The organism is Chamaesiphon sp., assembly GCF_041738855.1.
In the GTDB taxonomy this organism is placed as follows: Bacteria; Cyanobacteriota; Cyanobacteriia; order Cyanobacteriales; family Chamaesiphonaceae; genus Chamaesiphon.
Genome location: NZ_JBGSPA010000206.1, coordinates 19,930 through 43,319, shown reverse-complemented (window position 1 = coordinate 43,319; position 23,390 = coordinate 19,930). Strand labels below are relative to the sequence as shown.

General features: G+C 47.3%; 25 protein-coding genes. 11 read left to right on the top strand and 14 right to left on the bottom strand.

Annotated features, from left to right (window positions below; translation table 11 throughout):
* The first annotated feature begins 45 nt into the window (after nt 1–45).
* The 6 genes from ACEW9I_RS22555 to ACEW9I_RS22530 all read left to right on the top strand — a co-directional run bounded on the left by ACEW9I_RS22555 (nt 46) and on the right by ACEW9I_RS22530 (nt 3,705).
* Nucleotides 46–621: a rhomboid family intramembrane serine protease gene (locus ACEW9I_RS22555; RefSeq protein WP_373542569.1), complete on the top strand. Its 576-nt coding sequence runs from the start codon at nt 46–48 to the stop codon at nt 619–621.
* A 157-nt stretch (nt 622–778) separates the two neighbouring features.
* The gene (locus ACEW9I_RS22550) at nt 779–1,129 is read left to right on the top strand and encodes a hypothetical protein (protein ID WP_373542568.1); all 351 of its coding nucleotides are present in this window, start codon (nt 779–781) and stop codon (nt 1,127–1,129) included.
* Between the two features lie 146 nt (nt 1,130–1,275).
* The gene (locus ACEW9I_RS22545; protein WP_373542567.1) at nt 1,276–1,599 is read left to right on the top strand and encodes a phasin family protein; all 324 of its coding nucleotides are present in this window, start codon (nt 1,276–1,278) and stop codon (nt 1,597–1,599) included.
* Between the two features lie 171 nt (nt 1,600–1,770).
* Nucleotides 1,771–2,298, top strand: a complete 528-nt coding sequence (locus ACEW9I_RS22540; RefSeq protein WP_373542566.1) for an FKBP-type peptidyl-prolyl cis-trans isomerase — start codon at nt 1,771–1,773, stop codon at nt 2,296–2,298.
* Between the two features lie 124 nt (nt 2,299–2,422).
* Nucleotides 2,423–3,088, top strand: coding sequence for a sigma-70 family RNA polymerase sigma factor (locus ACEW9I_RS22535; RefSeq protein WP_373542565.1), 666 nt, complete (start codon nt 2,423–2,425; stop codon nt 3,086–3,088).
* A 119-nt stretch (nt 3,089–3,207) separates the two neighbouring features.
* Nucleotides 3,208–3,705, top strand: coding sequence for an anti-sigma factor (locus ACEW9I_RS22530; protein ID WP_373542564.1), 498 nt, complete (start codon nt 3,208–3,210; stop codon nt 3,703–3,705).
* Nucleotides 3,706–3,788: 83 nt separating this feature from the next.
* Here ACEW9I_RS22530 and ACEW9I_RS22525 read toward each other — a convergent pair whose 3' ends face one another.
* From ACEW9I_RS22525 to ACEW9I_RS22505, 5 genes are all read right to left on the bottom strand, one after another.
* On the bottom strand, nt 3,789–4,763 hold the full coding sequence (locus tag ACEW9I_RS22525; RefSeq protein WP_373542593.1) for a glycosyltransferase family 2 protein: 975 nt from the start codon (nt 4,761–4,763) through the stop codon (nt 3,789–3,791).
* Nucleotides 4,764–4,973: 210 nt separating this feature from the next.
* Entirely contained in the window at nt 4,974–5,768 is a 795-nt protein-coding gene (locus ACEW9I_RS22520; RefSeq protein WP_373542563.1) for a type 1 glutamine amidotransferase, read from the bottom strand.
* Between the two features lie 106 nt (nt 5,769–5,874).
* The gene (locus ACEW9I_RS22515; RefSeq protein WP_373542562.1) at nt 5,875–6,594 is read right to left on the bottom strand and encodes a phytochelatin synthase family protein; all 720 of its coding nucleotides are present in this window, start codon (nt 6,592–6,594) and stop codon (nt 5,875–5,877) included.
* A gap of 55 nt (nt 6,595–6,649) precedes the next feature.
* Nucleotides 6,650–8,008 carry a MurT ligase domain-containing protein gene (locus ACEW9I_RS22510; RefSeq protein WP_373542561.1) on the bottom strand — a complete coding sequence of 453 codons (1,359 nt, stop codon included), beginning with the start codon at nt 8,006–8,008 and terminating at the stop codon, nt 6,650–6,652.
* A gap of 286 nt (nt 8,009–8,294) precedes the next feature.
* Nucleotides 8,295–9,074, bottom strand: a complete 780-nt coding sequence (locus ACEW9I_RS22505; protein WP_373542560.1) for a 16S rRNA (uracil(1498)-N(3))-methyltransferase — start codon at nt 9,072–9,074, stop codon at nt 8,295–8,297.
* A 137-nt stretch (nt 9,075–9,211) separates the two neighbouring features.
* On the opposite strand from ACEW9I_RS22505, the gene ACEW9I_RS22500 reads away from it, so the two are divergent.
* Nucleotides 9,212–9,826 carry a DnaJ domain-containing protein gene (locus tag ACEW9I_RS22500; protein ID WP_373542559.1) on the top strand — a complete coding sequence of 205 codons (615 nt, stop codon included), beginning with the start codon at nt 9,212–9,214 and terminating at the stop codon, nt 9,824–9,826.
* A 117-nt stretch (nt 9,827–9,943) separates the two neighbouring features.
* Here ACEW9I_RS22500 and ACEW9I_RS22495 read toward each other — a convergent pair whose 3' ends face one another.
* From ACEW9I_RS22495 to ACEW9I_RS22485, 3 genes are all read right to left on the bottom strand, one after another.
* Entirely contained in the window at nt 9,944–10,792 is an 849-nt protein-coding gene (locus ACEW9I_RS22495; RefSeq protein ID WP_373542558.1) for a YaaW family protein, read from the bottom strand.
* Nucleotides 10,793–11,056: 264 nt separating this feature from the next.
* A complete protein-coding gene (locus ACEW9I_RS22490) occupies nt 11,057–11,281 on the bottom strand; it encodes a ferredoxin-thioredoxin reductase variable chain (RefSeq protein WP_373542557.1) in 225 nt (74 codons plus the stop codon).
* A gap of 226 nt (nt 11,282–11,507) precedes the next feature.
* Nucleotides 11,508–12,899, bottom strand: coding sequence for an NAD-dependent malic enzyme (locus ACEW9I_RS22485; RefSeq protein WP_373542556.1), 1,392 nt, complete (start codon nt 12,897–12,899; stop codon nt 11,508–11,510).
* A 452-nt stretch (nt 12,900–13,351) separates the two neighbouring features.
* Here ACEW9I_RS22485 and ACEW9I_RS22480 point away from each other — a divergent pair, with 452 nt between their 5' ends.
* Nucleotides 13,352–13,927, top strand: coding sequence for a DUF4360 domain-containing protein (locus tag ACEW9I_RS22480; RefSeq protein ID WP_373542555.1), 576 nt, complete (start codon nt 13,352–13,354; stop codon nt 13,925–13,927).
* Between the two features lie 232 nt (nt 13,928–14,159).
* Here ACEW9I_RS22480 and ACEW9I_RS22475 read toward each other — a convergent pair whose 3' ends face one another.
* The 4 genes from ACEW9I_RS22475 to ACEW9I_RS22460 all read right to left on the bottom strand — a co-directional run bounded on the left by ACEW9I_RS22475 (nt 14,160) and on the right by ACEW9I_RS22460 (nt 18,023).
* On the bottom strand, nt 14,160–14,459 hold the full coding sequence (locus tag ACEW9I_RS22475; protein WP_373542554.1) for a hypothetical protein: 300 nt from the start codon (nt 14,457–14,459) through the stop codon (nt 14,160–14,162).
* Nucleotides 14,460–14,528: 69 nt separating this feature from the next.
* Nucleotides 14,529–16,280: an NFACT family protein gene (locus ACEW9I_RS22470; RefSeq protein ID WP_373542553.1), complete on the bottom strand. Its 1,752-nt coding sequence runs from the start codon at nt 16,278–16,280 to the stop codon at nt 14,529–14,531.
* Nucleotides 16,281–16,532: 252 nt separating this feature from the next.
* Nucleotides 16,533–16,982, bottom strand: a complete 450-nt coding sequence (ndk, locus tag ACEW9I_RS22465) for a nucleoside-diphosphate kinase (RefSeq protein WP_373542552.1) — start codon at nt 16,980–16,982, stop codon at nt 16,533–16,535.
* Nucleotides 16,983–17,309: 327 nt separating this feature from the next.
* Nucleotides 17,310–18,023, bottom strand: a complete 714-nt coding sequence (locus ACEW9I_RS22460; RefSeq protein WP_373542551.1) for a hypothetical protein — start codon at nt 18,021–18,023, stop codon at nt 17,310–17,312.
* A gap of 109 nt (nt 18,024–18,132) precedes the next feature.
* On the opposite strand from ACEW9I_RS22460, the gene ACEW9I_RS22455 reads away from it, so the two are divergent.
* The gene (locus ACEW9I_RS22455) at nt 18,133–19,257 is read left to right on the top strand and encodes a pentapeptide repeat-containing protein (protein WP_373542550.1); all 1,125 of its coding nucleotides are present in this window, start codon (nt 18,133–18,135) and stop codon (nt 19,255–19,257) included.
* 41 nt (nt 19,258–19,298) lie between these two features.
* On the opposite strand, the gene ACEW9I_RS22450 is transcribed toward ACEW9I_RS22455, so the two are convergent.
* Both ACEW9I_RS22450 and ACEW9I_RS22445 read right to left on the bottom strand, forming a co-directional pair.
* On the bottom strand, nt 19,299–21,239 hold the full coding sequence (locus ACEW9I_RS22450; RefSeq protein ID WP_373542549.1) for a prolyl oligopeptidase family serine peptidase: 1,941 nt from the start codon (nt 21,237–21,239) through the stop codon (nt 19,299–19,301).
* A 95-nt stretch (nt 21,240–21,334) separates the two neighbouring features.
* Entirely contained in the window at nt 21,335–22,405 is a 1,071-nt protein-coding gene (locus tag ACEW9I_RS22445) for a glycoside hydrolase family 10 protein (protein ID WP_373542548.1), read from the bottom strand.
* A gap of 263 nt (nt 22,406–22,668) precedes the next feature.
* Here ACEW9I_RS22445 and ACEW9I_RS22440 point away from each other — a divergent pair, with 263 nt between their 5' ends.
* Both ACEW9I_RS22440 and ACEW9I_RS22435 read left to right on the top strand, forming a co-directional pair.
* Entirely contained in the window at nt 22,669–22,974 is a 306-nt protein-coding gene (locus ACEW9I_RS22440; RefSeq protein ID WP_373542547.1) for a hypothetical protein, read from the top strand.
* 61 nt (nt 22,975–23,035) lie between these two features.
* On the top strand, nt 23,036–23,287 hold the full coding sequence (locus ACEW9I_RS22435; protein ID WP_373542592.1) for a helix-turn-helix domain-containing protein: 252 nt from the start codon (nt 23,036–23,038) through the stop codon (nt 23,285–23,287).
* Nucleotides 23,288–23,390 lie beyond the last annotated feature (103 nt).

Below are 23,390 nucleotides of genomic sequence, written 5' to 3'. Positions count from 1 at the left end.
AGAAGGTAGTTAGTCTCGATCGTCGTGAGTACTTAGGTAAAAAATATGAAAGGAGTGGTTGTCGAAATTAGAACCCAGATTTTGATATTGGGGACAATCGTTGGCTTGATGTGGGGATTGGAAGTTTTGGATACATTCGTATTTGGGCGCGCACTCGACACCTTCGGGATTTTACCCCGTCAACCGATCGGTTTGCGTGGGATTTTCTTTTCACCATTCTTACATTCCAACTTCAATCACCTGAGTGCCAATACCGTCCCCTTTGTCATCCTCGGCTGGCTGATTATGGCTCAAAGTGTTACCAACTTTGTCCTCGTTTCAGTCATTTGTGCGGTGTTAGGCGGTGTGGGAACTTGGGTCTTTGGTGCCAGTGGCTTACATATCGGTGCTAGCGGGGTGATTTTTGGTTATCTCGGGTTTCTATTAGCGCGCTATTATTTCGATCGCCGCTTGAGTTCTGGGCTGGTAGCGTTATTTGTCGGTACTACCTATGGGAGCGTCCTGTGGGGTGTGTTACCGTCGGTACCTGGGATTTCTTGGGAAGGACACCTATTTGGTTTCTTGAGCGGCATTGTCGCCGCCAGATTTGCGACCGATCGCCAAGATATTACCCGCTCTTGACTCAATCAGAGCTATTTTCAGATAAAAGTCGCTAGTATTACTGTTAAACATCATACAAAAGTCCGATCTAATTCGATCGAAATTCAGTGAAAATAATATTAGGTCAAAAATATATGTTCTAGACCAAATATTGTTGCATCACCATTAAATCTTTTGTATGCATTTTCTGGAACCAGAAGAAGAAGATTATTTATTTTGCCCAGCCTTGGATTGGGACGATCTATATACAGAGGAAACTTTTGGCGACAGGTTACGACTTTTTTACAGTCAATTTAATAGCAGCACTCGCGCCTTACTAGATGATGCTCTGTTTCGAGAAGTGGCACAGCATTCGCTCGTGACTGGCTTGGAGATCTTGTGTCCAAATCAGATTGTCCACAAACGTCTGATCCAAAAACATCAAAAAATTAGTAACGAAATTCGCTGGATCTGGCCGGAGACAGTCAGCCAGTTTGAGATTGGTATTTACTCACCTGACTGGGATGGGCAGACTTTCCAATTGCGATAACAGGCGATCTCGCGGGTGATAACTTCAGTGTGTGAGGACATTGGGGTGAGATATTTTACTAAATAGTTGCGAACGTATTCGGATATCTCCCCGATCGCCCAGCGTCCGCCCGCTTAAAATAAGGGTAGTGACGAAAAATACCGAGTATGGATAATAATAACTGGCTGCAACAAATTTTAACGATCGGGATCGGCACGACTTCCCTAGTTGCCGATCGCGTCCGCGAAGTCAGCGAACAACTGGTCAAAGAAGGAAAGATCGACTCCGACCAAGCGAAGACATTTGTCGATGACCTGATGGGGCAAATGAAGCTCGATCCAGCGAACTTTGAAGCTCAGATGCAGCGGCTAATTCGCAACACGATGCAGGATCTCGGCGTACCGCGTCAGAGTGAGATGGACGAATTGCGCGGACGGATCGACAGGCTCGAACGTCAGATCCGCGAGATGGAAAATAAATCATGGAAGTAGGAAACAGTTGACAGTTGACAGCTAAGTGATACGGTGCGGAGATTTAAACGGTATGTCTCGATCGCAATTCACCACTGAACCTAGCACTGAGTAGCGATCGCCAAAGATGATGACTCAATCCCACTAGCCACCGATGACTATAATCAGATAGTGGTTCAAATCAAAGTGAGTATGAAAGAAATCTTAGTCAGTTTAGGATTGATGCTCGGATGCGGTATTCTAATCCTAGTGTTTCAGTTTGCTGTCATTGCCCCAAATGCAACTGCGGATACAGACAGCCAAACCAGATCGGTATCAGTTGCCAGTCAGTCCACACCTACGCCCTCTAACTTAATCGCCATGGAGAACAACGAAAACCAGGTCACAACGTCTTCGGGACTAAAGTATGTCGAGATTGCTGAAGGTACCGGAGATACACCCACCAAGGGGCAAACTGTATCAGTTCACTATACTGGCACACTAGAGAGCGGCAAGAAATTTGACAGTTCTCGCGATCGCAACCAACCATTTGAGTTCCAAATCGGTGAGGGACAAGTCATCAAAGGTTGGGATGAAGGACTCAGTACGATGAAACCAGGTGGTCGTCGCAAGCTGATTATCCCCGCAGATCTCGGCTATGGCGCGCGCGGTGCTGGCGGTGCGATCCCTCCCAATGCTACTCTCATCTTTGATGTAGAACTGTTGAAAATCAAGAGCTAGAGGATCGGTGTGCTGAGGTGTCATCAAGTGTCCAACCTCACACTCCCCGACCCAAACTTGGGAACATCACTGGCTCAATGATTGTCATGGAGAGAGAGGATGTTTTGCGTAAGCCCTTGTCACCATGAGTCAATCACTTTCCATATCTTGGTCCCAGCTTGAGGAAAACCTCCCTCGAACCAGAGTGCAAGTAGCTAAATTAGATAAATTACCGAACAATGAGCTGATTTTGCTCGCTCAGTCTGGATTACGTACAGAGCGAGCAGCTTTAGCCGAACTAATGCGTCGGCATCAGTCTCATGTGGATCGGATTTTGTATCACTTGGCTCCAGACTGGCAAGATCGAGCAGATCTAGCTCAGGAAGTGTGGATTCGGGTGTACAAAAATATCAAAAGCCTGAATGAACCTGAAAAGTTTCGGGGATGGTTGAGCCGGATTGCTACTAATCTGTTTTATGATGAGCTACGCAAGCGCAAGCGGGTAGCTCCGCCGTTATCGCTAGATGCACCAATCGCTGTTGGGGATGGCTCGATCGATTGGGATATTGCTTCGGATACGCCCAATCCCTCCGAACACATGAGTACGGTTGAGTTCTACGAACAATTGAGAGTGGCAATTGCCAATCTTCCCGCAGCTTTTCGCACCACGATCGTCCTTCGCGAAATCGAGGGTTTGTCATATGAAGAGATTGCTGATGTGACAGGAGTATCGATCGGGACGGTGAAGTCGCGAATTGCTAGAGCCAGAGCAGGACTACAATCTCAGTTGACAGGTTACTTTGAATCGTAACTAAGCTTGCCTAGCTGGGAATATTAGCAATATATTTAGAGTTAGTCTAAGGTTAGGTTGGCTGGCACCAAAAAATTATCTAAAGTCAGGACACACACAGGAGAATCGAGGCTCGGAACATGACAGACAATTTCGATGAGGAGCGATCTGGTGCCGTTTTGGACGAACGGTTCGAGTTACTCAGTGCTTATCTAGATGGTGAGGTAACTACGCCCGAACGCCAGCAAGTGGAAACATGGCTAGCTAACGATCGCGCATTTCAACATCAATACCAGCAGCTCAAACAAATCCATCAAGTATTTCCGCGTCTGACAGTACCGAGCAGTCAATCCACGAATGCTCTAGCTACAGGCGTATTTGCCAAACTCGATCGTCAGCGCAATCGCAAACTAGTGATGATTGGTGGTGGGGCGATTGCCGCGACAGCGATCGCGGCGATGACTTGGTTGAGTGGCTTACTTGGCGACAACAATCCTCAAATGCAATTTGCCACCAATAAAGCCAATACTCCCGCACCAATGATGGTGGCATTGAACGACCCAATTTTGGCGATGCCAGTCAAGGGCGAACAAGCGATCGAGTTGCCCATGTCTTCGCCGGAAGTCAACGCAGACTAATTGCCACTCTGAGTGGGGATCGAGTTGTCAGGATCGCCCATGGAGAATTCAATATCAAGGCGGTAGCTGTGAAGGTACCGCCTTTATGAGGAGGATCGCGATCGATCGGGCGGCTGAGACGATCGCGGCTTCTGATGTCCGACTTCCGACAGAGTATACAGCGGTCGATTTTTGACTTCCTCATAGATCCGCCCGATATATTCACCCAAGATCCCGATACTAATGAGTTGCACCGCACCCAGAAAGAAAATCGCGATGGCGATCGTCGCAAACCCCGTTAGTGTCGAGTGGGGCGTAAAAATCCGCCAGTAGAGGACGAGGATCGCCATCAAGATCGCCACAACTGCTGAGAACAACCCCAAGTAAGTAGACAACCGCAGCGGCACACTCGAAAACGAAACCAAACCATTAATTGCCAGCGCAAAGCTCTTGGCAAATGTATACTTTACCTCCCCTGCAAACCGCGAATCGCGCTCGAATTTGAAAGCAATTTGATTGAAACCTACCCACGATCGCAACCCGCGTAGATACCGATTGCGTTCGGGCATCTGATTGAGTAAATCTACCACCTGGCGATCGAGCAAGCAAAAATCGCCTGTATCGGTTGGAATATCGACATTGGCAAGTTGTTTGAGGATGCGATAAAACGCGTATGCACACAGGCGTTTAAACCAGCTTTCGCGGACTCTTTTGGTACGTTGAGCGTAGACGACATGATATCCCTGTCGCCACAGCGCGATCAGCTCCGGAATTAATTCTGGTGGATCTTGCAAGTCGGCATCGAGGATGACAATTGCCTTACCACGTATGTAGTTCAACCCAGCAGTGACAGCAATTTGATGACCGAAATTACGTGCCAGACTCAGATATACCACTCGCTCATCGCGATCGTGCAGTTCTCTCAACAATTGTAAAGTGCGATCCTGGCTACCATCATTGATGAAGATCGCTTCTGAGGTATCATCAAGCCCATCCATCACTGTACTAACTCGGTGGTATAGCTCAGGGATCGTACTTTCTTCGTTGTAAACCGGAATAACTAATGAGTATTTTGGCATGAGCTGATTGATGCGATAGTCGTTAGGCTGCATCAGGGTAAAAGCGCGATCGCGCGTTCATATTCACAGGAATCACATGGGCAAAAATTCTAAATAAGCCTATGACTCAAATTTGCTGAATTCAGATAGTCACTGAGAGGCTGTCTTGAAAAGATATCAGTAGTGGTGCGTTACGGCTTACGCCTAACGTACCCTACATCAACCTAGTTATCAATTAATTTCCCATCGCTTGAGCATCGCTGCCCGCGCTCGATCGGCTAAACTATCATCGAGCGGCGTGAGATCGATTTCGGTTTGGTATTTATTTTGGAGTGCAGTCTTAATCATCCAGTCGGCGATGAAGGGGTTTTTGGGAATTAGTGGGCCGTGAGAGTAGGTGGCGATCGCGTTGTGATAGAATGCGCCTTCGGTACCATCTTCCGCATTATTGCCATAGCCTTTGATTACTTTGCCCAGAGCTTCAGCATTGGGGCCGAGATAGGTTCTACCACCGTGGTTTTCAAAGCCAACGATGATGGGTTTTTTGCCCCCTAATAGCTGGGTAAGTTCGGCGGCGAGTCGGGTAGCAGTTATTTCAAATACGACGTTGCCAATGCACCGTTGGGTGTCGATCCCAGGATGTTTGGTTTCAAGATCGATGATGTTCATCCCTTCGATTTTTTCGCCCAATCCTGGCTCGTAAAATCTGCCGAGGAGTTGGGGCGAACCGCAGGTAAATACGCCAGGTGCGCCTGCATCGAGTTTAGCTTTGATGGCTATGGCTTTGGCACCTGCGAGGTCGCGCATGACGATCTCTTGCTGGCGATCTTGGGCACCGCCACCTGCGATGATATCGACTTCGTGGATCAGATCGGGAGGGGAATCGCGATCGTAAGGGATGACTGCGACGTTGATACCCCGCCATTGTGCGCGTTGTTGAATGGCGATGACGTTGCCGCGATCGCCGTAGGTACTCATCAGGGTAGGATAGAGCCAGCCGATTTTTAGTGTTAGTGCTTGGGTCATAGGGGTGTGGGTGGATGGTGAATGGTGGATAGTGGATGGTAGATAGAGAGGACGCCAAGCGTCTTAAAACCTAAAGCCTAAAGCCTAACCACTAATCTATATTTTTCTATTTGGTTACGAGGACAAAGCCTCTGGTTTTACCGGAATCAGTATCGACTGTTTTAATTGCATACCACAAATCTACCGCTCTAACCCAGACTGGGGGATATTTATAGCGAGACACATCTAAAATTAGAAAGCGATCGGTACGTTGATTGTAAGCGGCGATGGGTGAGATATGACCGCCGCGCTCTTGCCCGATCGTTTTTCGCAAGTAGTTAACGATCGCAAAATTGTCCCGTTTTGATAGATTTTGCACAATGAGCGATCGGAATCGATCTAGATCGACATCCGCGCCATGATAGACCTGAACTTTTGCACCGTGACTATTTAACAAGTCTCCCAACTGTGCTAATGTCATACCTCGCCGCGAGACTAGCTCGGGAGATATCACTTTTTTAGTTTCTACCCGATCGAAAAAATTTTCCTGAGTAAATATATTAAAAGGTTTATATTGAGTGGATTCTGGTGCGGGTAGTCCCAAGGCATTTAATACCATCACACTGCTGGCTACTCCACAATAAGCCTGATTGATTTGGGTAACAAATTGATTGCTCAATAGGAAATAATCTTGTCTGGCGTTACTCTCGACCAAGAGTTGTTCGCCTTCACTAGAACTAAACGGAATCAGTTGTGGTGATAACGGTAGTGTTTGAGCGAGTATTTTAGAATTGGTTAATAGGGAAATGGTAGATAGTAAGCAGCCCCAGAAAATTTTGGATTGCATTTAATTTTACATTCTGAGTGATTCTAACTTGCGATCGCGAGATCGTAGCTAATTATTATAAAATCTTTTTACCTGTTAAAATTTCACGAACATCTAGCATGGCGGAGTAGGTGGGGATGATATGGAGCATATCATTTGGCGAGGTTAGTTCCAAAGCAGTATCGATCGCATCTTTAAGGTCTTCTTTGACGATAATTTTAGCACCGCTATGAGGGTCGGTTTTGCTGTATTCTAGACGCAATGCCATGTCGTAGACGCGATCGCCACTGACGACGATTGTCCCGCCTGAGTTGACAAATTTCTCGGTATCGACATCCCAAATCCACGAGACATCGGTACCGTCGGGAGTGCGATCGTTGAGGATCATCAGGCTGACGGAGCTGCGATCCGATCGATTGACTTGAGAGACGGCGCGGATAGTTTCGTTCATACTAGCGGGATTTTTGGTTAGCAAAATCCGCACTTTTTTACCGTTATAAACTAGTTCTTCCGATCGACCGAAGGCAGCTTGGAAGTTGCTAATAGTGTCGAGAATGACTGGTTTACCAATCCCGATCGATTCCATAACTGTGACAGCGGCGAGGGTATTATATTTGTTGTAAACACCGATGAGTACCTGCGGCCATTCTTTACTATCGATCGATAGCTTGCTTTTGGTAAAGTCACATTTGGGACAATCAAAGTCACCTTGGTGGGAGAGATAAACACCCTTGTATGTTAGTGCAGTACCACAACTGGGGCAGTAGATCGAGTCTACAGCGTGAGGGATTTCATCGAGATATAATTCTGGTTCGCTCAATCCAAAATATTTGACTTGTTTGGGCTTATCACCAGTGGCTAATTGTTGACCCAAATGCGCCAAAGCTGGATCGTCGCCATTGGTGACGAGGATTGTATCGCTATCTAGTGCCGCGATCGCTTTGCCCCAGCGATAGGTAATTGTATCTACTTCGCCATAGCGATCGAGTTGATCGCGAAATAAATTCAGGGCGAGGATATATTTGGGTTTGAGCTGGGGAATGACGATCGGGATGACATTTTCATCGACTTCGAGAATGCCATAATCTGCTTTGAGTTTGCCTGTCAAACTCGTGTTTTCTAGTAATGTGGTAATTAAACCATTGACGAGATTGGCTCCGGCTTGATTGTGAACTACTTTCCAGCCATCTTTTTCTAAAATATCGCGTAACAATAATGACGTTGTGGTTTTACCGTTGGTGCCAGCGACGACTATTACTCCATATTTAATCTGTTGGGATAGCATCGTGAGAATCTGCGGATGCAGCCGTTTGCCGATCGTACCAGGCAGCACACTCGCAGCACCTAGTTTGAAGGTGCGAATTGTGGCGGTAATTGTTTTGGCAGCAAATACCGCAATTCCCAATCTGACTCGATCTATTAAGTTTATCTGCACGGGAATGGGGGGTAGGGGGTGGGAAGGCTTTAGGCTTTAGGTATTAGGTTTTAGGTTTTAGGCTTAGAGGATAGTAAGGGGTAGAGGGGTAGGAAGACTTTAAGTTTTTGATAAAATGAATCACTTAACAAAGCGCAGGGGTTTAAATCCCCGTCATAAAAACTTCGCTATCAACTGTCAACTGTCAAGTGTCAACTGTTTAACCACCGTACTAAGTTGCAAATTCAATACCCTCATCCTCTGTCCTCTACCCCTAAAGCCTAAACACACTGTGTGAAGTTGGCTATTATATCAAGACTTGGGGACGCGGATTCGCATTGGTGGCGGCGGTAACGATCGCGAGGGCGACAATTGGTGCGGTGATGGTGCGGAGGATCTGGCGTCCGAGAGATACTAGGCGGAAGTCATACTCGATCGCTAGCTCGATTTCGGCCTGTGTCCAGCCACCTTCAGGGCCGATCGCGATGATAATATCACTGGCGGTTGGTATGGTGGATTGTAGGCACTCTAGTAGGTGCGGATGTGTGCCTCTAGCTTCACATAGATATCGGGCACTATGAGTCTGTACGGAGTCTTCAATGGTGGGCAGTTGGGCAAAAATGGTCGCTAGTGTCTGTGGTTCGGTAATTGTCGAAATAGTAAGTCGCTCGGATTGTTCGGCGGCCTCCTGGGCGATTTTGCGCCATCTCTGGAGCTTTTGAGGACTGGGATTGAGGAGGGTACGATCGCTGATGGCGGGATAGATCGTCGTGACACCTAGCTCGGTGCAGGCGCGAACGAGATCGTCAAAGTTATTGCCTTTGGGGAGCGCGCAGATCAGCGTTATGAGCGGGAAAGATCCGCCATCGCGTTGCGCGGCAGGAATCCCGATCTCAATAATTTCTGCACCAGGCTGAGCACTACTCGCGGCGATCGCACACAAGTACAGCTTACCAGTTCCATCGATCGCTTGAAATCGATCGCCTGGTTGGAGCCGGAGGACGCGGGTGAGATAGCGATCTTGGGCAGGGTCGATCGCGATATGGCTGCCGTGGATTTGGCTGGGATTGATAGTGATACGCTGCAAGGTGTTTAGAGATCGCGATCGGTAATTGAATACACTATGTTTTTCGTGTAAGATATACGTATGCTACTTAGATCGAATTACGGGGCATACTAGCGAGTATGACTTGAAATGTACAATCCTAGTGTTCTGGTAAATAAATGCTTGCATCTACCACCAATCTAGACCAATGCTATGAGTTACTGGGCATCAGCAGGGGAGCATCACTCGATGAGTTAAAAGCTGCGTACCGTTCATTGGCTCGCAAATGGCATCCCGATCTCAACCCTGACGATCTCGAAGCACATCAACGCTTTATCACCCTCAACCAAGCTTACCAAGTGCTGCTCGTGGGGATCGCTGCGCCTACACAGCCGCACACAGCTGCCTCCGCAACGCCAGCCACCACACCGACGACAGTCCGAGTTAGTACTCATCGCCCTAGTCCCCAGCCAGCCGCCAGTACTCCAGTAAGTAAGAATGAGCACGAACTCAAGTGGCAATTATATTATGAGTTGCAGTCATTACTAAAGCAACAACAATTTTTGAAAGCGATCGTTTTAATCGAAGGTTTGGCGCATCATGCCCCAGACGATCGCCAGATCTGTCAGTGGCAAGGGATTATTTATTCGCAATACGGGCATCAATTGGTGCATCGCAGAGAGTTTGACAAAGCGCGGATCTATCTCAAGAAAGCTCTCAAGGTCGATCCTCACAATCGTCAATTATGGCAGGATGTAGATCGCGCCTTCAATCGGATTACGCAATTAAGCTAGGAACGAGAGTTAAACCACTGGCGTAGGTTGGGTAGAGCTTCGCTCTACCCAACCTATATGGTGCGTTGGGTCTCGCCTTGCTCTACCCAACCGACAAATCTACATAGATGTTGGATATCAACTATAAGCTGGTTCCCAATCATCAGATCGAGTCAATCTGATTTGAGCCAATGCCACAATTGTGGGGATGATGCGCCCGTAGTTGGTCGAAATCGATCGCCAGCCAAGATCGGCAAAAAACCAGCCCCACATCGCTGGTCCTAAAACAGCAAATACACCACGCACAGCCACTTGCTGGGTCGTGGAGAGCATCATGCCGCGTTTTGCCATGTAGAGTGAGATATAGCTTTGCAACTGGCTACTAGCCGCCAGTCCGCCCCGAATTAGCGTTTGTTTGGCAACTTCGTAGCTAGCAAAGTGAAAGGCAAATTGACGAGCGATTTGATGGAGTACTAATGGTTTAATCGCCGAACTAACGACGATCGCGCTACTACCTTTTAAAATTAATTTAATCGGATCGTGTTGAATGTGTGCGGGTAAAGGCTGGTCGAAACGGGTAGTGGCTAAGGATTTCTGGACTCTGACTGTGAGTGCGTCCCGATCTCCAGACGGTAACTTGTGCCAACTTTTGCCCATCAGATGCAGGAATACCTCGGATTCGATCTCTGTGGTACTTAGCTCCTTGGAATAGGGAACTTTCAGATATCGACACACTTGCACCAATGTTTGACGATAGCTGACTCCCTGTGTGCGTCCTTGTAAAACTGTAATGCCGTCAGCCGCCAAGAATCGAAACCGATCCTCGATCGAGTCTAGCCACAGATCCCGATCCTGACTCTGAATCTCTACTAGATCTGGGGTGCGAACGTAGTCTAAGGGGTTAAACTTACGGCTAAAGAGGATCCTCGTTAGTTGCTGTAGTTCGTCTTCGGTAGCCAATTCTAAAGCCGTTCGTAACTCATCCAAAGCAACTTCCTCCCACGCTCGTGCTGCTGGTCATATCATCCTATAGTGTACCGCACCATTTTGGAAAACAGTGGATCGCCCAGATAACTCATGGTTTGGTCGAGAATTGGTGATTATTCTTTTCCTGGCAACCTGAGTAGATGGTAGATGGTGAAAATTGAATAACTGATGACTCTTGCGCTAGTAGGAGCAATTCATGAATTACTCTTACTAGCATCTGGGTTGAGGGCAACGATCGATCGAACCGAGCATACCGAATGCTGCTCAAATCACTTCCAACTCTTCTTCCCGCATGTGCGCGCGTAGCTTATCATTATCGAACTTGACAATCAGCGGAAAATTGGCACTGATGGGGCGACCTTTCCATTCGGTGGCAATTTTATCGATCGTCCCTTCTTGGTTGAGGATATCGATCGCTTGACTGCGATGTTTGGGGTGATGATAAATAACTACAGATGTCTTGACACGAACGCGATCGCCTACTTGCATGTTTTTTAAAAACCTCAGCTACTGAAAATTGATGAAGTGCGCTGTCTTTGAGTCGATCGAGTTGTATTTCTACTCATCCAATCTACCTCAATCGGCAAAGACAAAGTGATGAGTTATCATTCTCTCATAATTAGTCAAGGTCTCGATCGATCTCGATGGAAAACGATACGAGTAGCCTTGAGGTTTTGGGGTCGCGATCGATCGCCTAAAGCCTAAAGCCTAAAGCCTAATACTTGGCAATCCCCTCCTCTCTGGCGGCTTTTTGGACTGCGGAGGCGACGGCGGTAGCGACGCGTTTGTCGAAGACGGAGGGGACGATGTATTCGCGATTGAGTTCGTTGGGATTGATGAGTGAGGCGATCGCTTTGGCGGCTTCGAGACACATATTGATGGTAATCTGATTGGCACGGCAATCGATCGCGCCTCGGAAGACGCCGGGGAAGGCTAGGACGTTATTGATTTGGTTGGGATAGTCGCTGCGTCCAGTTGCCATGACGGCTACGTCGTTGCTGACTAGTTCTGGTTGGATTTCAGGAATCGGATTCGCCATCGCAAAGACGATTGCATCTTTTGCCATCGACTGCACCATCTCAACGCTGACTACTCCAGGTGCGCTGACACCGAGGAAGACATCGGCACCCACCATCGCATCGGCGAGGGTGCCAGTTTGCTCGACGGCAAATTCTAGTTTTTCAGGATTGAGATCGGTGCGGCTATGGGAGATAATCCCTTTGGAATCGCAGATACAGATATGGTTGACTCCGGCAGTAGTGAACAATTTGGCGATCGCAATGCCAGCAGCACCCGCGCCATTGATGGTAACTTTGACGGTATCGAGGGATTTTTTGACCAGTTTGAGCGAGTTTAATAGAGCTGCAAGGGTGACGATCGCGGTACCATGTTGATCGTCATGAAACACGGGAATATCCAATTCTGCCCGTAGCCGTGCTTCGATCTCAAAACAACGCGGCGCGGCAATATCTTCGAGATTGATCCCGCCAAATACAGGCGCGAGATGTTTGACAGTTTTGATGATTTCTTCGGTATCTTGGGTATCCAGACAGATCGGGAACGCATCGAGTCCCGCAAATTCTTTAAATAACATCGCTTTGCCTTCCATCACAGGCATCGAAGCGGCTGCACCCAGATTGCCCAATCCCAATACTGCGCTCCCATCAGTGACGATCGCCACTGTATTACACTTGATCGTTAGCTCATAAACTCGTTCGGGTTCCTTGGCGATTGCCATACATACGCGTCCCACCCCTGGTGTATATGCCATCGCCAGATCTGACTGACGCGTCAGCGGAATCTTACTCTCCATCCGAATTTTACCGCCGCGATGGAGCTGCATCGTCCGATCGCATGTGCTTGTCAGGCGTACTTCCGGAATCGACTTGACAACTTCGACGATCTGGTCTCCATGTTCGGTACTAGTCGCATCAACCGTCACATCGATCTGCGATAGCACCCGCGTTTGCTCGGTAATATCCAGCGTGCTGATATTGCCACCGACAGAAGCGATACTCTGAGCGATACTCGCCAGCATACCAGCTCGATTGGGCACTTCCAGGTGCATGGAAATACTAAAGGAAGAAGTAGGATTTAAATTTACCATCTCAGTTTTTGAAGCGTCCACAACTAGCATCCTCAATTATAAAGGTTCGCGCGATCGACTCGATCGGTAATAACCGAATGAGCTTCACTCGATCGCCAATCTCACGCCGTTCGGGGGGTGGTACTCATCACCACTAACCACTTCTTACACCTCAGCCATTTTGGAGCTATTTTTCAGATGACTGGATACTTATTTTAAAAATGGGGAACCTCTGAAACTCAATTTACATCTAACTGGTATACATGGAAAAAACAAAAGCTTTTACATCGTTGAACCCAATTGTAAAAGCAATAGTCTCAGCTTGAGGCTGATGTCTTCTATCTTCTGTTGACACAATTTTGTTGCAAGCAAAATCTGTCCTAAATTGTGGATTGTCTAAAGATTTAGTCTTTAGCGATCGCGCACAATTTTTATTACCTTAACACAAACTATCTTCACTTTTGGACGGGATTATGAAATTTATCAAAGCATTACTGATTTTATCCACATTAGCGACTATGCCCATCTCCCCAGCTGTTGCTGGCGATAAAGTGGAAATTATGGGTGCCAACTATGGTGGCAATGGCTGCCCCGCCCAATCTGCAAGTGTCAGCGTGAGTCCTGACGGTCAAGAATTGAGCATTTTGTTCGATAAATTTATCGCTATGGGCAACGATGCCAGTCAAAGTCGGAAAAGTTGTAATCTGAGCATTCCCATCAAAGTCCCCCAAGGCTTTCAAATTTCGCTATATGATGCCGATTATCGGGGCTATGTAGCTCCGGCTACTCAAGGCACTCTCCGCGCAGAATACTTCTTCGCTGGCAATCGCGGCCCAGTATTTCAAAGAACTTTTAATGGTGAAAATAATTACAACGTTCGTGATAGTTTAGCTACTGTTGCTGACGTTTGGTCTGCTTGTGGTGATAGCACCAACATGCGAGTCAATGCTTCAATGGCTGCCCGTGGCAAGGGTTCTGCGACTGTAGATTCTTTCGATCTCGCTCATCGTGGTTTGGTTTATCACATCAAGTACCGTACTTGCCGTTAAAGCCATTCGATCGGCTAATTTAGAGATAAGCACGATCCGAAGCAATTTGGATCGTGCTTATCTGTTTCCGTCGTGTTTGAATCGATCGAGTATTTAGTCGCGAAATCGGATGATTGCAATCGCCCGTCAAGATGATATTATCACCTTGGCAAATCGCTTAAAGACAGCAATCGAGCGATCTACCTCACAATTTAGATCTTAGGAATGCTTCGATCGAGACTTATACCCTATTTCAGTTTCCAGATGGCATAAAATTAAACATTTTTGCAGCACCACCAAGAACGATTAATAGTAAGCCACCTAGTATCGCTCTTGATGTGAACTCTTGATTTTGAATCCTAGTAGATAGTCCCTCGACTTTAGTATCAAGGGTATTAATCTGCCCGCTAAGTCTTTCATCTAAAGTTCTAATATCTCCTTTTAGCTCAGTCGCACTAATTTTTAGTTCTGTGACATCTCTTTGGAGACCATCTAGTTTTTGGTCTATTCTGGTGAGAATTTCTTTGAGATCGGTTTCGACGATTAGAGACATGATGTATCCTGACGATTATTTAGTGACGATCGAGTCTTTCAAGCAGAGCCGCCATACTTTTATTTTAGATTAATTACTCAAACTAGCATCTAGAGTCTGCGGATGTCCCCAGATAATCTGTTCGTGCTTGTAGATAACCATTCCTGGTTTTGCACCTTTTGGTTTATACACATGTTTGGTTTCTGTATACACCACCGGAACGGCTTGGCTTTGTCTGGCGCGACTATAGTAAGCCACTGCATTAGCGGTAAATTGTAAATCGGCTTCTTCTGCTACTGCACCAGGCGTAATTCTTAATAACCCATGACTACCCGCGATTTCCTGAGCATGAAACCAAAGATCGTATTCGGTGGCTGTTTTAAATGTGAGTAAATCGTTTTGACGATTGTTGCGTCCGATTAGTAATTCAAAGCCGCTAGGAGTTTTGAGAGAGCGAGGTTTTGTTTCTGCTAGTTCGGCTTTGGCGATCCGATCTGCGGCGGGAAAATATCCGGTATCGATTAATTCTTTCTTGATTTCTAATAGCGTTTGCAGCATTTCTCGTACATTATTTGCGCTATCTTCTTCAGTCTGGAGGATGCTAGCTTCGACTTGTTCTAGATAGTCGATTTGGGCTTGGACTTCGGCAAGTAATGGATCGACGGCGAGTTTGGCGCGCTTGAGTTTCTGGTGGCGTTTGTAGAGGAATTGAGCATTTTGGATCGCATTTTTTTCGGGTTCAAGTTTGATTTTGACTGGCTCCCCCGTCTCAAAATCATTCAGGATGATTTGTTTCATCCCTGGTTCCCATTCCTGGAGATATGCCATTAATAAGTCGGCATTGGTGCGATATTCATCGGCACCTGTAGACTCTTGCAGTTTGGTTTTGAAGGTATTAGCTTTGAGGCGTAATTTTGCTAAGATCGTGCTGAGCTTCTGGGTGAGTTGGTGCTTGAGCTGGTTGAAGGCTTCGCGATCGAGTATCTGTGTATAGTAAGTCTCAACTGCTTGATTGACGGTAGCAACTGGAGTACCAATATTGCCCCATCCCAGGACACTGAAGCCGTTAGTTGTCAGATGCGGTTGAAATTGATATCCTGCGGCTTGAGTGAGGGTTTTGAGCCAGATTTGCCAGTATTCAAATAACTTTTCCCAGTCTGCGGGAGCTAATGTATCGGTAGTTTGAATCGGACTTAGTCCGGCGGTGATAATCAGCTCGTTCATCAAGATCGTACTCACGCCGCGATAACTACGGACGAGTCGTTGATTGAGCTTGTCGGGAATCAGACTGATACGCTCGATCCAGCGATCGAGCGACTCTTCCAAACTCGGCATTGGATCGGTTAATGAGGGCGGTATTTCATAAGGTCTGCCAGTCTCGATCGTCCGCACGCTAGACTGTTTATTGCTGACTTGATGGGCGGTAGCGATAATCAGATTGTCGGCATCAGTAAGGGTGAGATTGCTGTATTTACCGATCGGTTCTACATACAGATAGTACAGAGTATCAGCCCCAGGTTTCTGGGCAAAAGCAAGGCGCACTAAGCGTTCCCACTGTGTGGGCATCTCCATCTGTGTCATCGCCAGTCCGCCCAAAACGGAGCGTAATTGCTGGCTGAGAGTAAAAGTATCGGGAATGCGGGGTGGGGGATCGGTAAGGACGATCCGGGCGGCTTGAGGATGCCAGGAGATGGCGATCCAGCCTTTTTTTTCGAGCGTGCGTAAGCCAAGTGCGAGGGTATAGCGATCGCGTTGGTAGACAGTCTCGACGCGTGCGGGTATCCAATCTAGTTGTAACTCCCGTACCGCCGCCGTCAATGTCGTGAAGTCAACCTGTTGCATCTAGGGTGTTGGTGATGATGTGGCGGCTAGTGGGGGGAGGCTTGAGGTTTTAGATGTTAGGGTACGAGTGTCTTTTTAATTTCCGAACATGTCAAGCCTAAATAAATGCAGATATCGATTACCTTCGGTACGCTCGCGAATGGATGGATATTGGCTCTAACCTAGATGGTGGGCAGTGCCCACCCTACTTATTTGGAAATCTTAGTCTGCGTAGGCAGACTTTGTAGCCCCAGCGACGACTTCAGTCGTTGTCTATTCCGACAGCCAAGGCGAAACAGTTGGTGTCCAATCCACTAATTCTTCTTCTTTAAACCATAACGCAATCTCACTGTGAGCGGTTTCAACAGCGTCAGAACCATGAATGAGATTCCGTCCGATGTTGATGCCAAGATCGCCACGAATGGTACCTGGCGGCGATACTAGCGGATTGGTAGTACCGATCGCCAGTCGAGAAGCTGCAACTACACCATCACCCTGCCAGACCATTGCCACTACTGGCCCAGAAGTCATAAAATCAACTAAACCACCGAAGAAGGGTCTTTCTTGGTGTACTGCGTAGTGCTGCTCGGCTAATTCGCGGCTGGGGTGCATTAATTTTAAGCCAACGAGGGTGAAGCCTTTGGTTTCTAAGCGACGAATGATTTCGCCAACTAAGCCACGTTGAACGCCGTCGGGTTTGATTGCGAGAAATGTCCGTTCCACCGTGAACTCCTGTTAATATATACGATCTTACCAACCACAAATTATAGTTCTATTCGCGCTCTTTGAGATGGGTTTTAGGTTTTCGGCTTGAGGCTTGGGGTTTTCGGCTCTAGGCTTGAGGTTTTAGGTTTTAGCTATTTCGAGCGATCGGCTGAGATTGACTAATTTTTGACCTTTTCCTTCGATCCCAATATCATTGACTATAGCGATCCTACATCAGAGCGTTAAGAGCGAATACTGGTGCGTTACAGTTGCGCCTAACACATCCTAAATCAACGTAGCTGCTCATTTAGGGGTGCGATATTAAGCAATTAGTTAATTACTTACTTACTTCTTTGCTCCTTCGATCGCCAGTCCATTATTTTCGATATTGATGCGATTGACTTTAAAATTTTGTTGCTGGATCTGGAGATCGATCGTTTGTTGCAATTTTTCTGGAGATATACCCAGATTTTCAGCAAGCTGGGTAATGGTAAAATTCATATTCCCGATTTTGATTTGAGTATCTGGATCGAATTCGATCTTACTACCTTGAATCGTTGGTTTTCCAACAATTCCAATATAAACATCGCGACCTTTCAAAAATGTTAATTTATTAGTTATCTTAGTTAATGTCGCTGTTTGGTTACCTGGCTTGCCATTGCGTACTAGTTGGTCGAGGTTCACCATTGCACCTGTATAGATTTTGCCATCTTTAATATTAGTCCTAATTCCTTTAATTCCAATTGGAACTTGCTTGGTTGGTTGGGACTTTGCCAGCTTGGCTACTACGAGATTATTGAGATCTGTACTGTTGAGTTTGACTTGCACTTGTTGACCGGATCGAGCTGATGCGATCGGGGCTGTTATTTTCTTTTTACTGACAGCTGCACGTTCGGTAATTTGACTAGGCTGTAATGGGAATTGACTATCTGCTTTAGTTTCAGTGCTAGCTTTAATATATTCTTCTGGCACCTTTATTGCCTCTTGCCAGATATAGTAAGCCCCGCCAATCGCGCCAACTAAAATCACACCTAGCAACTTAATTATAATTTTCTGCATCTTCTAAAAAATAATTCCTTCAATCCGAACAAAAAATGTTATTATAATATCATATCGGCAAAAAAATCGAGACACTTTGACCTGACCAGCTAGAGATTTTGCATTGAACATGACAATCTGGGGAAATCTGATAGCGATCGCCATTATGGTGTTCGGATTATGGCTCAATAACACCTGGATTGCCACAGTAGGTTGTGCGATCGCTCTAGTATTATCGCTCCCAATTATCTACCGAGGAGTTCGGCAAGAACTCCTCGATTCACTCTCGCCCGCACAACGATTACAATTAGTTGCCACGATTACCGTACTGATTGCGTTGGTGGGGTTACTCCAGATTCTCGAATTTTTTGAGTATGTCGGCAGTTTTTCCGATCGGATTGATTGGAATGCTGTCGGTGCGTCAGGCGAGTGGGGTGGCGCATTCGGTCAAATTTTGATTGCTATCCTAGCAGTATATATCGCTTGGCGACAATATATTATCTCGCGCGACCTGACGATCGAGCAAAATCGCCTGACTACCCAACAAAATGTGCTCACACAGCAACAGACGATCGATACCTATTTTCAAGGGATTTCCGATCTAGTCTTGGATGATGATGGTTTCTTGGAAGATTGGCCGCAAGAACAAGCATTCGCCGCTGGACGGACGGCGGCATTGCTCGGTAGCATCGATGCAGGGGGGAAAGCCAAAGTCCTCCGCTTCCTCTCTCAGTCCAAACTCCTGACGCCCCTCAGACGCGATCGCCGGCTCGGTAGAGCGATATTGGATGGTGATGGTGGCTACGACGAGGATCGCCTGCATGGAGTGCGGGTAATCGATTTGGGGGTGATGTTGGCAGGTGCCGATGTCACTCAAACCGATCTACGGTGGACAGATCTCAGCGATGCCAATCTCATTCGTGCCGATCTCAGTGGCTGCGATTTGGTCAAAGCCAATTTATCCCGTACCATTCTCTATGAAGCGAGATTGACTGGTGCCGATGTCAAAGGGACGCGCTTTTTTTATGGTAGTGCCGAACATGCTAGTCCCCGCAGTCGCAATGAGACTCCCAACTATACAACGGGTGAGTTTACAGGTGCAGTAGTCGAAAATGCTGATTTTACCAACGTCCAGGAAATGTCTGAAGAACAGCGAAAATACTGCTGCACCTGGTGCGGTGACAATTCCCGCAAGACTATTCCAGGTGGCTGTGACGGGATTCCCAGTCGCGTATCATCAAAAAAACCACATTAGTGTGGATGTTGGGTTGCACATGCGTTTAACCCAACAGATCGCTACTGCTGGAGATTGGCGATCTCGATTGGTGCGATCGCTTCTGCTAGTCGGAAGCCGAAGATTTGGGCATAAAAATAAAACTCACCAGTGAGCGCGCGTTGGATATTTTCGGCTTGACGGAAGCCATGTTGTTCGGTGGGGAAGGTGACATAGGCGACGGGAATGCCTTTGGATTTGAGGGCGGCTACCATCATTTCCGCTTGATTGGGAGGGACGATTTTATCTTCCAATCCTTGGAAGAAAGCGATCGGACAGGACAAGCGATCGGTAAAATAAAGAGGCGATCGCGCTTGATAAAGATTGGCTTGTGCTGGATAGGGTGCGACCAATCGATCGAGATAGCGAGATTCAAATTTGTGAGTATCCTTGGCGAGTGCGGCTAGATCGCTGACGCCATAATAACTCGCACCAGCTTTGAATGTGTCCCCAAAAGTTAGCGCAGCCAGCGTCGTATAACCGCCCGCGCTCCCGCCCGAAATCGCCAATCTCTGGGGATCGGCTAAACCGCGATCGACCAGATATAGTGCGGCATTGGTACAATCATCGACATCAACGATCCCCCACTTGCCATCGAGCCGCTGCTGATAGGCTTTGCCATAGCCAGTACTCCCACCATAGTTGACATCGACGACAGCAAAACCGCGACTCGTCCAATATTGAGTCTTGAGGCTGAGTTGGTTGGAAGTGGCGGCGGTGGGACCACCGTGACTTTTGACGAGCAATGGCGGGTTTTCGCCAAGTAATGGTTGATAATCGTGATTGGTCGGTGGATAATAAAACGCATAAGCAGTGTTTCCGTCGGTAGTGGGAAACTCGATCGACTCAGGGGTGGATAGATAGCCAGGATCGATCGCCAGTTGGCTGGAGCGTTGGAGTACTTCGCGGGATTCGGTGTGGAGATCGATCGCGATGATTTCATTTGTCTGGGTTGCTGAAGCCGCACAGCAGACGACCAAATTTCCCGCCGCGCGAACGTTGCTAATGTCGGTGTAGGGGACGTTGAGACGAGTCAGATGTCCGCTGACTGTATTGAGCGATGCTAGATACCAGACGCCGAGCTGACTGTAAGTACAGACAATCCGCCGATTGCCAGTGATGGCATAAGTAGACATCCCAAATACCCATTGTGGTAGCCCAAACTCAGCCGCCAACTCACATACAGCCGTGACTTGGCGATCGCGCCAGCGATAGATATTCCCCCAGCCTGTCCGATTGCTGACAAAATATAAAGTATCATCTTCAGACCATTGCGGCTGAAAGATGGCCTCATGGGCACCACCTGCAATCAGAGTGGGTGCTGACGGGTAGCCGTCAACACTCAATGTCGCCATTTGGAGATTGGTACCGTCCCAGGGGAGATTGGGGTGATTCCAACTCAACCAAGCTAGTTTGGTACCATCGGTATTCAGGCGTGGTGAGGCATAAAAATCACATCCCCCAGCTAGCACCTGAACATCGTTTGGTTGAGTCAAACTAATACTGACGATCGTATTTAATGCCTCGAAGTCTGCTGAGTCATGCTCTTCTTGGACGCAGATCAGCCGCTGACGCTGCGGATCGACACTCAAGTCCGCATATCTTTTTTTGGGATCGTGGGTGAGTTGTCGCACTACCGTGGGATCGGCGGCGGTGAGATCCTGGATATAGAGACAATTATCGCGATGGTTGCTGAAATAAACCCGTCCATCGACAACGGTATAGGGTGCGCCACCATACTCATGCACGCGACTGCGGACATTATATTCCGGCGGAGTGATGTCGGTAGTCGTCCCATCTTTGGTGCGCCTAACGATAACGCTCCGTCCTGCTGCTTGAGGACGAGACTCCAACCAATAGATATCTGTCCCGTCGAGGACGATGGAACCCAGTCCAATACTATCAGCGACGATCGCCTCAGCCGTAATCGGTGATATCCAGGAACCAAAGGGAGCTAGTTGCATGAGTTTCGATGTAGGATATAGTCGCGTTTTTTACAGTTGAGCTAGTACGTTGATGGATCGTCGATCGTACCGACTAAAACTCGCCTACCAGGATTTTAACCGATCGAGTCGCAATTATCGATCGTCAATTGTCTATCTCTAAAGATCTCGATTAATTGCTGTTGGTTTCTACTTACTAATATTGGCGATAGTTGTCGATCGAACAGAGTTTCATAAAAGAAACAAGCATAACCGCCAAATCCTTTGGCACCAATCATAGCAACTTGTTGAGCGATCGTTTCAGTCGCGATCGGGCGGGTCTTCAATCCGGTTAAAATTCCAATTAGGGTCGGGATTTTGGTCTGGATCGCTCTGACTTCTGGCTTGGTAAGTTCGTGACTAAATATATCCAACCTGTCGCGATAAACTTGCAGTACCAACTCATCAATTAAACCTAACTCCGCCCACTGCTGCCAATCTACCAAATAACGACTCTTGGAAAAGCTCAATGGGTTAGGAGAAATCGACACGATGCAATCGCGCCGAATTGATTTTAACGAACTAACAATATCTGTTAATAACGCTGTCAACTGTCCCGCTCTCCAATCATTCCAGTTGACATCAGCGCAACGATCCTGTTGAAATAACTGCTGTGTAAATCGGTCGTAACCTAGCTCCACTGGAAAGGCGAAATGGTCGTCTAATTGGATACCTGTCACGGGATATCGATCGACAACATCCACAATCAGATCGGCAATGAATCGCTGGACTCGATCGTGACAAGGATTTAACCATACCTGCGGATCTGGCTTCCCGTTGACATTTCTCTGTAAGTTTCCAGATTTGTCACAACTGAGTAAATCTGGATATTGACGCGCCAATGCTGACTGTGGCGGTACCATCAATCCATATTCAAACCACGGAATCACCCGCATTGCCAACGGTTCCGCCAGCTCAATTATTTCGGCTAATAAATCTCGCCCCTCGAATGGACTATTTGGTAATACCGAGGCTCCCGTCAACTCCTGAGCGACTGCACTTGGATATAATGTGTACCCACGTTGCCACACCGCCGGATAAATCGTATTAAATCCCAACGCTGCCAACCGCTGCAATCCCTCCGCTAGATTGGCATGAGCATTCATCACTTGACTATCAACATTAGTCAACCAGACAGCTTTTAACATCGGGGATTATTGTGGAGTGTGTAGAATATTTAAGATCGATCGGATGTGTAGCAGATGGCACCAACTAACTTTGGGCATGGCGAAGGTGGCATCATTCCCAATACGGTTCGGTTAATAAATCATCGATCGTATATTAGTCCGCGTAGGCGGACTTTGCATCACTAGCAGCGACTTCAGTCGCTAGCTAACCGAACCGTATTGGCATCATTCCGGCGGGAGTCGATCGTTGGGGAGCTTGGCATACTTCGATCGATGTGACTATTATGTTTGTCAATCCTCAGTTTCTCGATCGACTTGCTGAAAATCTGCTTAGTAGCCAACGAGTTGAATTAATTCCGCAGCATCAGACTGAAGATCGATCGCTATATCATCTCGGCATGGCAATCAAACATGATGCGATCGAAGGTAGGAGTATGGGTACTCTTTATACCCAGTCTTTGGCAGCTAGTTTCCCCGTCCGGCTGTTGAAAAATCATGGCACGATCGCTCCCAAGCTTATGGGCGGCGATCTGCATGCCCAACCAAAATCTAGATCGCGTCATCGAGTATATCAACGATCGGCTCCATGACGATCTCAATCTAGCTGAACTAGCCAAGATCGGTGGTTATAGTCAATATTAGCTCTGTCACCTGTTCAAAAAATTGATAGGAATATCCATCTATCAGTATGTCATCGCCCAACGCATCCAGCGCGCTCAAGAGCTACTGCGTCGCTGTGACTTTACTATTGGAGAGATCGCTCTCCGGTGTGGATTTGCCAACAACACTCATCTCACCAAACACTTAGCACCTGAGTATTTGGTGACGCCGATCGCACGCCGCCGCCAGCGAACTACAATACTATATGGTTTGGATTGTCACCAATTATCGATCGTCAAATAGCCAGCTCTAGTATTTATAGAACTACCATTAGTATCGCTCTTTGCTTTGGTGAACCTTTGACCCCATCCAAGTAAAGTCATCATCACAGCTAGATAACCTCGGC

What these genes read in the sequence shown, in the direction of transcription:
- ACEW9I_RS22555 (WP_373542569.1), top strand. Translation starts at nt 46, where the DNA reads ATGAAAGGAGTGGTTGTCGAAATTAGAACCCAGATTTTGATATTGGGG.
- ACEW9I_RS22550 (WP_373542568.1), top strand. Translation starts at nt 779, where the DNA reads ATGCATTTTCTGGAACCAGAAGAAGAAGATTATTTATTTTGCCCAGCC.
- ACEW9I_RS22545 (WP_373542567.1), top strand. Translation starts at nt 1,276, where the DNA reads ATGGATAATAATAACTGGCTGCAACAAATTTTAACGATCGGGATCGGC.
- ACEW9I_RS22540 (WP_373542566.1), top strand. Translation starts at nt 1,771, where the DNA reads ATGAAAGAAATCTTAGTCAGTTTAGGATTGATGCTCGGATGCGGTATT.
- ACEW9I_RS22535 (WP_373542565.1), top strand. Translation starts at nt 2,423, where the DNA reads ATGAGTCAATCACTTTCCATATCTTGGTCCCAGCTTGAGGAAAACCTC.
- ACEW9I_RS22530 (WP_373542564.1), top strand. Translation starts at nt 3,208, where the DNA reads ATGACAGACAATTTCGATGAGGAGCGATCTGGTGCCGTTTTGGACGAA.
- ACEW9I_RS22525 (WP_373542593.1), bottom strand. Translation starts at nt 4,763, where the DNA reads ATGCCAAAATACTCATTAGTTATTCCGGTTTACAACGAAGAAAGTACG.
- ACEW9I_RS22520 (WP_373542563.1), bottom strand. Translation starts at nt 5,768, where the DNA reads ATGACCCAAGCACTAACACTAAAAATCGGCTGGCTCTATCCTACCCTG.
- ACEW9I_RS22515 (WP_373542562.1), bottom strand. Translation starts at nt 6,594, where the DNA reads ATGCAATCCAAAATTTTCTGGGGCTGCTTACTATCTACCATTTCCCTA.
- ACEW9I_RS22500 (WP_373542559.1), top strand. Translation starts at nt 9,212, where the DNA reads ATGCTTGCATCTACCACCAATCTAGACCAATGCTATGAGTTACTGGGC.
- ACEW9I_RS22490 (WP_373542557.1), bottom strand. Translation starts at nt 11,281, where the DNA reads ATGCAAGTAGGCGATCGCGTTCGTGTCAAGACATCTGTAGTTATTTAT.
- ACEW9I_RS22485 (WP_373542556.1), bottom strand. Translation starts at nt 12,899, where the DNA reads ATGGTAAATTTAAATCCTACTTCTTCCTTTAGTATTTCCATGCACCTG.
- ACEW9I_RS22480 (WP_373542555.1), top strand. Translation starts at nt 13,352, where the DNA reads ATGAAATTTATCAAAGCATTACTGATTTTATCCACATTAGCGACTATG.
- ACEW9I_RS22475 (WP_373542554.1), bottom strand. Translation starts at nt 14,459, where the DNA reads ATGTCTCTAATCGTCGAAACCGATCTCAAAGAAATTCTCACCAGAATA.
- ACEW9I_RS22470 (WP_373542553.1), bottom strand. Translation starts at nt 16,280, where the DNA reads ATGCAACAGGTTGACTTCACGACATTGACGGCGGCGGTACGGGAGTTA.
- ACEW9I_RS22460 (WP_373542551.1), bottom strand. Translation starts at nt 18,023, where the DNA reads ATGCAGAAAATTATAATTAAGTTGCTAGGTGTGATTTTAGTTGGCGCG.
- ACEW9I_RS22455 (WP_373542550.1), top strand. Translation starts at nt 18,133, where the DNA reads ATGACAATCTGGGGAAATCTGATAGCGATCGCCATTATGGTGTTCGGA.
- ACEW9I_RS22450 (WP_373542549.1), bottom strand. Translation starts at nt 21,239, where the DNA reads ATGCAACTAGCTCCCTTTGGTTCCTGGATATCACCGATTACGGCTGAG.
- ACEW9I_RS22445 (WP_373542548.1), bottom strand. Translation starts at nt 22,405, where the DNA reads ATGTTAAAAGCTGTCTGGTTGACTAATGTTGATAGTCAAGTGATGAAT.
- ACEW9I_RS22440 (WP_373542547.1), top strand. Translation starts at nt 22,669, where the DNA reads ATGTTTGTCAATCCTCAGTTTCTCGATCGACTTGCTGAAAATCTGCTT.